7 protein-coding genes and 2 tRNA genes are annotated in these 8,743 nt (G+C 42.4%); all 9 read right to left on the reverse strand.

Annotated elements, in window-relative coordinates:
• Positions 1–234 (reverse strand): nucleotidyltransferase domain-containing protein (locus BN1234_RS21580; protein ID WP_170308104.1); only part of this gene is annotated, 234 nt, incomplete at its 3' end.
• A 96-nt stretch (positions 235–330) separates the two neighbouring features.
• Positions 331–2,184 carry a ribosomal protection-like ABC-F family protein gene (gene abc-f / locus BN1234_RS21585; RefSeq protein WP_054958702.1) on the reverse strand — a complete coding sequence of 618 codons (1,854 nt, stop codon included), beginning with the start codon at positions 2,182–2,184 and terminating at the stop codon, positions 331–333.
• Between the two features lie 27 nt (positions 2,185–2,211).
• Positions 2,212–2,403, reverse strand: coding sequence for a hypothetical protein (locus tag BN1234_RS21590; protein ID WP_054958703.1), 192 nt, complete (start codon positions 2,401–2,403; stop codon positions 2,212–2,214).
• A 187-nt stretch (positions 2,404–2,590) separates the two neighbouring features.
• Positions 2,591–2,661 (reverse strand) — tRNA-Gly (locus tag BN1234_RS21595).
• Positions 2,662–2,736: 75 nt separating this feature from the next.
• Positions 2,737–2,810, reverse strand: a tRNA-Pro gene (locus BN1234_RS21600).
• 116 nt (positions 2,811–2,926) lie between these two features.
• On the reverse strand, positions 2,927–5,029 hold the full coding sequence (locus tag BN1234_RS21605; RefSeq protein ID WP_054958704.1) for a putative bifunctional diguanylate cyclase/phosphodiesterase: 2,103 nt from the start codon (positions 5,027–5,029) through the stop codon (positions 2,927–2,929).
• A gap of 282 nt (positions 5,030–5,311) precedes the next feature.
• The gene (locus tag BN1234_RS21610; protein ID WP_170308105.1) at positions 5,312–6,268 is read right to left on the reverse strand and encodes an aldolase catalytic domain-containing protein; all 957 of its coding nucleotides are present in this window, start codon (positions 6,266–6,268) and stop codon (positions 5,312–5,314) included.
• 227 nt (positions 6,269–6,495) lie between these two features.
• Positions 6,496–7,626, reverse strand: coding sequence for an ATP-binding protein (locus tag BN1234_RS21615; protein ID WP_054958706.1), 1,131 nt, complete (start codon positions 7,624–7,626; stop codon positions 6,496–6,498).
• A 323-nt stretch (positions 7,627–7,949) separates the two neighbouring features.
• Entirely contained in the window at positions 7,950–8,357 is a 408-nt protein-coding gene (locus BN1234_RS21620) for a hypothetical protein (protein WP_054958707.1), read from the reverse strand.
• Positions 8,358–8,743: the final 386 nt, after the last annotated feature.

Consider the following 8,743-nt stretch of genomic DNA (forward strand, 5'->3'; position numbering starts at 1 on the left):
CCCGCCAATGGGTGTAATCAAGCCTTCTCTCCGTTCATCATCCAGCTTTGAAGCTATACGGTTCATCTCTTCTATATCAAAACCCAAGGATAGATCGTAATATATTCCGATATCGATATCAGAATCCGGTCTATGATTGCCCCGAGCCCTTGACCCGCCCAGGACAACCCCGGTAATACCCGGTAAACCCTTCAGCTCATTAGTGATAATTTGTACAATTTCATCCACGGTCATTTGTCCATCTTCTAACGGATTGTTCTGCTTAAGTCTACACTTGAAATATAAGCATCATGCTCAGAAATTTAGTTCGAGCATGATGCTGATTTTATTTTAACCGCGCAGCTGCTCTAGCTCCTGGCGAAGTGTCCGTATCTCCGCAAGCTGCCGCACTCCTTCCTCGCTGCTCTCCGGAATTGCCTCCAGAAGCTCCTGTATTCTAAATTCCAGCTCCATTCGGCGGTTTTCTCTCTGGCTATCCCCTCTGATGACATGGGACCGTGCAGTCTGTTCTTCTTCCTCTTCAACCGTCCCATCAAACCAGACAGGCTGCCCCCCTTTTTTCAGAGTAAGAAGACGATTCGCCAGCTTTCGTACCAAGTATCGGTCATGAGAGACAAGTGCTATCGCTCCAGGGTAATCCACAAGCACCTGCTCAATGACTTCTCTGGTATCGACATCGAGGTAGTTGGTCGGTTCGTCCAGAACCAAGAGATGGGCACCGCTGAAATACAATTTAAGAAAAGCTGCTCTGCATTTCTCGCCCATACTTAAATCACCTATCTTCTTAAATACATCGTCCCGGCTGAATAAAAAGCACCCCAGCAGCGTTCGGGCCCGGCTTTGAGTCATATCCGGCAGTGCTAACAGACTATCAAGCAATGTGACATTTAAATCTAATCCATCCAGCTCTTGCGAGAAATAGCCAATATTCATAGCCGGATGCCTCACAATCTTACCCTGTTCCGGTTCAATTTCACCTAAAAGCAGCTTCAGCAGCGTTGTCTTTCCGCTTCCATTAGGTCCACGAATCGCCAAGCGATCATGACGAGACAATTGAAAACGGAGCTCCTTGAACAGGGATTGCTCCCCATAACCGAAGCTGATATCCTCCACTCTTACCAGCATTCGAGCTCCGAGCACTTCCCCTCCAAGCTTCATATTAAGCTTCGGATCATTCCGCGGTTTATCCACAGCCTCGGCTTCCAGACGCTCAAGCTCTTTCTGCTTGGCATGATAACGGGAGATGTTCTTTTTCGCTTTGGCCTTGTAAAAGCTGGCCGTAATCTTCACTTCATTTTGTTTACCCGCTGAATTATGCGCCTGATTAAACCATTCCTGATATCTGCGTATAGACTCCTCCAATGCTTTACGTGCTAACTCCTGTTTGCGGTTCAGTGCCTCCTGCTCCCGCATTTCCCTTTCTTTCTCCTGACGGTAAGCAGAGTATCCACCCTTATACCGCTTTAATCCATCAGGCGTTAATTCGCAAGTTGCCGTAGCTACCTTATCCATGAACTCCCGGTCATGAGAGACGAACAATACCGTTCCCTTATAGGCAAGAAGCCATTGTTCAAGCCATTCCAGGCTCTCACCATCGAGATGGTTGGTCGGTTCATCGAGTATAAGCAGTTGCGGCTCAGAAACGAGCAAGGAAGCCAGATAAGCACGCGTCTTTTGCCCCCCGCTCAATTCCCGGAATGGAATATGCCACAGCTCGGAATGGATCCCAAGCATGGTCATCGCTTTTTCAACCTCTGTTTCCCATTGGAAGCCTTGTTTTGTCTCATATTCATCCAGCAAATTCCCGTATTCCTCAAGCAGATCTGCACCTTCATCGTCGTTATCACCCTGCATAAGCTGCTCTGTCTCAGTCATTTGACGCTTTAATTGCCACAATGATTCATGACTGCTGCGCCGAACGGTTTCGAGAGCGGACAGATACTCCTCCCCTCCGTCCTGCTGCTTCATCCAGCCGAAACGATCGCGCTCGATCCGGGCCTCTACACGTCCGGTGGTCGGCTCACGATCTCCCGTCAAAACAGACAAGAGAGTCGATTTCCCCGAACCGTTTCTACCGAAGAGAGCTACACGTTCCCCTTCATAAATCTCTAATTGAACATTTGAAAATAACTGAACCCCTTGCAATTCAATGCTTATATCGGTTGCCTTTAAAATGGTAGTCATATATACCTCATCCTTTCATGTGAAAACTCACAAAAAAACCACAGACGGCTGTCTGCGGCGGATGATCGGAAAATATATGTCTGAAGATAGGCTAAAATGATCGCAGGGAATCTTTCGAAGACTGTTCATTCCACGTACAGCCGCTTCCTTAACCAGAAGCCACTCCCACATCAAGTCAGTCCATTTATACGAAGGCACCGTATCATCTTTTTCAGACACACCAAATCTTCCTCTCTAACGCCGTAGAGAAAACGCCTGCATAAAACTTGCAGTTGTCGAAAGAATTGAGTGTCTTACTTCATCGGATTAGGTTACCTCGCATTTCTTAGAATGAATTGGCCTCATTATACAATATGCCCTTATCATTGTCTACAACATTGACCCCATAAAAAGAGCAAACAAAAAAAGCGGGTGATGGGAATCGAACCCACGCTACCAGCTTGGAAGGCTGGAGTTCTACCATTGAACTACACCCGCATATCAACCCACAAAAGTGACGATATGCTTCGGATTAAATTCCGATTACTTTTGCAGGGGCTAAGTCATAATCAATCGGGATGACACGATTTGAACATGCGACCCCCTGGTCCCAAACCAGGTGCTCTACCAAGCTGAGCTACATCCCGTTAATACTTTGAGCTTCCGTCCTGAAGACAAAAATAAATATATCATGCTGAGTAAATTAATGCAACTGGTATTTTAATACATCCAAATGATGAGGGGAGGCTCCCTCCCCTTTTCGTCAATCCATCAAAAACGCTCTCTCAAAATCCCATGCTCGAATGGGCCGGCTGAAGTAATAACCTTGTCCTTCATGGCATTGTTGATTTTTAAGAAAATTGAGTTGATCCGCGGTCTCTACCCCTTCTGCTGTAACCTTCAGTTTCAAATGATGAGCCATCGTTGCAATGGTGGAAACAATTGCGGCATTGTTATTGTCCTGCAATATTTCATTAACAAAGGTTCTATCAATTTTTAATCGGTCTATTGGAAGGTTCTTCAAATAATGGAGCGAGCTATATCCGGTTCCAAAGTCATCAATACTTATTCTAACGCCTAATCTCTTCAGCTTATACAGTTGATCAAGCGCTGCTTCCTTATCGAGAGTCATGGATTCCGTAATCTCAAGTTCCACATATTGAGGATCAAGCCCAATTTCATCAAGGATCGTTCCAATCCGTTCTGCCAGATTAGGCTGTATAAATTGTCCCAGAGAGAGATTAACAGAAACACATATCGGCTTATATCCTGTCTTTTGCCATTGCTTGTTCTGCTGACAGGCCTGCCTTAACACCCATTCACCTAAAGGTACAATAAGTCCACTGTCTTCAGCTATCGAGATGAAATCCCCAGGGTATACGATCCCTCTATCGGGATGATTCCACCGCACTAAAGCCTCCATGCCTACGACCTGATCGGTTTCAAGCCACACTAACGGCTGGTATTCCAGGAAAAATTCCTCTCTCTCCAGCCCCCTCCGCAGCTCGGTTTCCATGATAAGCCGCTCCTGTGCTTTCAACTGCATGGATGGTATATAACGCTGTATGTATTTTTGCTGTCCTTTTATATCGTGAACAGCTGTATCAGCGTTTTGTACCAGCTGCTCTGCGACTATTGCATCTTCAGGATACACGGCAAATCCAGCCGAGAGGGATAGATGATAATCACCTGTCTCAAACTGTAAAGGTTCTTTAAACAGTTCAATAAATTTGGCTATCCGTGCAGTGATTTGTTCTGAGGAGATTCCACCTATAAGTATGACGGCAAATTCGTCGCCTCCCATACTATAAACTTCCTCCCCGTTTCGCACTTCATCTATAATACGCTTGGAAGCCATCTTTAATATCCGGTCACCCGCTTCACGCCCCAAAGATTCATTTATCATCTTAAAGCGATTGAAATTGAGCACTGCTATGGTCAACCTGTCTACCTTGGGTTCTTTCTCAATCAAAGCCTCTAACCGGTGAGTAAGTTTCCGCAAATTAGGAAGCCCCGTTAGTTCATCATGATAAGCAAGATAGTTGAACTGAGCCTCTGACATCCGCTTCTCTAAGAGCGGGGCTTGAAATGCATGCTTGTGACTGCCGGCGAGAAACAGATAGCTGCCTATACAACCACAGACCAAGCCCAGCAAATGACTTAAATCAGAGATCAGGGTTGATGTCGCAAATAAAAACTGGCCTACAATAAAGAAGCTGAGGCCCGCAACAAGGTTCAAGCTTTCAGCAGCACGTTTAATATAAACCTGGTATACATTCAGGCCAGCAGCGATCAGAAGGATTATTAAAATAACAGCGTCCCACATTTTTTTTAGCGTTGTCATTCCATGTTCATTTATAAGCCCAGGTAAAGAAGGCAGCAGCACCAATAACAAAACGATTATGGTCAGTATCGGGAGAACCCCGACAATGAGTGCAGCGGTCTTAAATGATACGCTTACAACTTGATCACGCATACAAATGATCATCAACATTCCAAGAGCTATAACCGTTCTCGATAAAATCATCATCCACATGAAGCCATCTACAGATAAGACCCAGTGAAATAGCGGAAACCCGACAGCTCCCAGAGTGTGAATGATATCAGGGATAAGTGCACATAAAAACAATATTCCTACATATAGACGTTTTCGGGATAAAGAAAGAGAGGCATATGTCCAATTCTGTGTAAAAATAGAGAAGTAAATCGCAACATTGAAGATACCAATGACTATATATAGAGAATCAATATGGTTCCTTTCTTGAAGCTGAAAGTGTGAAGCCTGAAAAAATACAATCAGGAGGACAGCTATAATAACGGCTATACCCGTTCTTAAGACCTTTCTCTCTTTTGTATTATTCTTCATATTAGTCGTACCCCCGTCTGGCTATATGTACCAATTTTCAATTTAAAGAATTCCACGTTCACTTTCATTCTCCTGCTTAATTACCATGTAATGGTTTCCGAAAACAGACAGGGTTCGACAAATTGTCACTAAATAATCTTATAAACGACACATTTCTACAGTCATTTGATATGCTTCTTCATCATTATTATCGGCTTTGCACAAGATAATGATGAATTCATTTCCAGAAAAAAAAAGAAGCACTTTTCCTATAGAAAAGTACTTCTTAATCATAAGTCCGTATTATTTTTCAAAAGTAACTTCAGGCGTTGTCAGCTTGTCATAAAAGTCCACACCTTTGTCCTTATCGGCCGATGCTCTCAGCGCCATCGCCGAACGGGGATGCTCATCAAGTGTACCGGTGATCATGTAAGGAATGAGGTATCCCCACTCTTCCTTCTCACGAAGAGGGATCATAAAACGTTCGATAACATCAAGTACAGGGCGGAGTTCGTATTTGGTTCCTTTAAGATGGGTTACCAGCAATTCGGTTGGACAGTTACCTGCAGCACGTCCCATTCCATAAACAGATGCATCCAGCAGTTCTACGCCGTTCTCAGCTGCAACCAAGGTGTTAGAGAATGCCAGCTGCAAGTTATTATGTGTATGTACACCCAGGCGCTTATTTGGCAGATGAGTCTTAAACTTCTCAACTAAATATTTGATATCATTATGATCCAGGCTTCCGTAGGAATCAACAATATATACTACGTCAACTGCACTGTCTTTAATCATTTCAAATGCTTCCAGAAGCTCATTATCCATTACATTTGATAGAGCCATAATGTTGATGGTTGTTTCGTATCCTCGATCGTGGAAGGTCTGTACAAGCTCCAGTGCTTTATCCACATCTTTGATATAACATGCGACACGAATCAAATCGAGCATACTTTCTGCACGGGGCAAAATATCGTCCTGATCCACACGACCAATGTCCACGAGCGCTGAAAGTTTGGTCCTACCTTTTTGAGGAATAACCTCACGAAGGAAATCATCATCCAGAAAACGCCACGGACCTGCCTGATCCGCACCCTTTAACAGCTTTGGTGAATTTTTGTAGCCGATTTCCATATAGTCCACGCCTGCCTTATTCAGGCCCGCATACAAATTCTGAACAAATTCTATACTGAAATCCCAATTATTCACTAATCCGCCATCACGGATCGTACAGTCTACAATTTTTGCACTAGCTCTTTTCATCAAAGCTGGACTCCCTTCACCCAAGTTTTCTTTACATCATACTTGAACGGTCACTGAAAAGTAAAGATAAAACTTCCATATTATAATATTATAGACTTTATTGAATCACGACGACTGCAACGGGTTATCCAGTAGATGCGCCCAGTTGAAAACTCGTTCCGCTCCAGCTCATTGTACAACAAAAAAAAAGGAAATGTTGTTTACTGAAACAACATTCCCCGTATTGTTCATAGCTCAGGTTGATGCATATCAATAATTGGGAGTGTTATTAGAAACTCCGTTCCAACACCCACCTGGCTCTCCACTGCAATTGAACCTCCGTGATTTTTTATAATTCGATAACTAACAGACAGGCCAAGTCCTGTGCCGCCTTCTTTGGTTGTAAAAAACGGATTAAATAAATTGTTAAGTGTGTTTTGATCCATTCCTCTGCCATTATCCGATATCAGAATACTCACCTGTGTTCCTGTCTGCTCTAAAGCAATTTCAATCATTCCTGTACTATGCTCGTACTTCATCTCATCAATAGCATCAAGAGCGTTTTTAATCAAATTCAGAAGGACCTGTTTAATCTGCTTTACATCTACCGATATTAAGCTGGGAATCTTCTCGGCATGATGAAAAACAAGCTGGCAGCCCTTCATTAAAGCTTCGCTTTCTGTGAGAAGAACAACCTCTTTCAGCAGAGAGGCTACCGGGATGATCGTTGTTTGTGGCGCAGAGGGCTTAGAAGAATTCAGAAATTCATATATGATATCGTTGGCCCGGTCAATCTCTGTCAAAATAATTCGTGCGTATTCATCTTTACCAAGGCTCATTAAATGAGGCCGCAGCAGCTGAATAAATCCCCGGATGGAGGTTAAAGGGTTTCGGATCTCATGAGCAATGGAAGCTGAGATTCTGCCAAGCATTGCGAGCTTGTCATTCTGGTAAGCAGTCTGCTCAATCTGCTTAAAGTCGGATACATCTTTAACGCTAATTAAAAAGTCTCCTTCCATCTGATCGCCGTAAGTCATTGTGATCAGCCATGATCTCCCATGCTCATCTAACAACTCATGAAACCTTTTTCGATGAAAAATAGTCTCGCGAAATATTCGAAGTATTTTCTTCTTCTTGAATCTAGTGATCTGCGGATGGCGCAAAAGCTGGGTGAGAGTTAACCCTGCTAATGATTTACGCGACACACCTAGCAGCTTGGCCATTTGTACATTCACAAAAGCCAGAACCCCATCACTATCAAAAAGGATGATTCCGCTGTCGAGATTCTCCAGTATATTCTCATATTTTGTTCTAACAAGATGATTCGGATGAAAGGATTCAATATTGTCCAATTCAACTTCCGGGATTTCACTCAACAAGAAGGCTCCCCCTTTTCTCAAAAAGATGAATGCGCCAAAACACATATTCAATGCATACCTACTGGAACAAAATTTTGTAATATCCAGTTATTGTATCTGCATGTTTTCTTCATGATAGTCACGCTTACTGGAAAACGTCAATCAGAGATACTGTCGAAAATAATCAGTTCTCGTATAAAGGCATATTAACGTTTACTTTTTCGCAACTACGATCGTGTTTAGCATGGCATCTATAGGAGATATGGCTGCCAATCCGTTGGTTTTGTCCTCATCTAATCTCTCAATGAAAAAGCCCTCTTGGCTTAGAGGGCTTACCATGTAAGTTACGCTTTTTGCTGAAGCCGAAGCCGTCTTTGACTCATTACTGCAAGTCTTCTCTTTAGCTCACCTTGCCACTTCTCATCCTTCATCCAATGTGCCACAACTAACAGGTCCAGTGACATATCAATTTGACTTTGGACGAATTCAAGCTCATCCTCGGATTCCAGGTTTACTACATTCTCAAAGATGGTTTCCTCATCTTCCATAACATAGTCCTGAAAATCCATATGCTCCGCACCATCTCCGTGTGCGTATTCTGCTAAGATCTCGTATTCGTTCTCCACCCGGTAATGGACTTCCACCCGATGGCAGATAGGGCAAAACAACAGGGGAACATTATGTACTTGAGTTTGATAATGCTTCAACGTACCTTTTGTCCCCACCATACTCGCTCCACAGCAAAAACTCATAACGTTCACCTTCCCCTGTCTTAATATGCTTTAAGTCATTGTATTCGCTTTCATGGTGTGTAATTCCTTCAATTTTAATGCTGTTGTAAAAAAATGGTCCTAACGTCCCGTTGAACAAGTACAAAGGCCTACACTTATATGTTATACATCAACTATTTTATCTCCTTAAAATCTTTTTTAATAATTTTTTTCAAAAAAAAAAAAAAAAAAAAAAAAAAAAAAAAAAACACTCCCTCAAAAAAAAAAAAAAAAAAAAAAAAACCAAAAAATAATAACAATAAATAACAACATTTTTTTATTTTTTATTTTTTTTTTTTTTTTTTTTCTTTACTTTTCATTTCTTTTCTTTTTTTTTTATATTTTTTTTTCTTTTTTTCTTTTTTTTT

The organism is Paenibacillus dakarensis, from assembly GCF_001373415.1.
Classification (GTDB): Bacteria; Bacillota; Bacilli; order Paenibacillales; family Paenibacillaceae; genus Paenibacillus_AQ; species Paenibacillus_AQ dakarensis.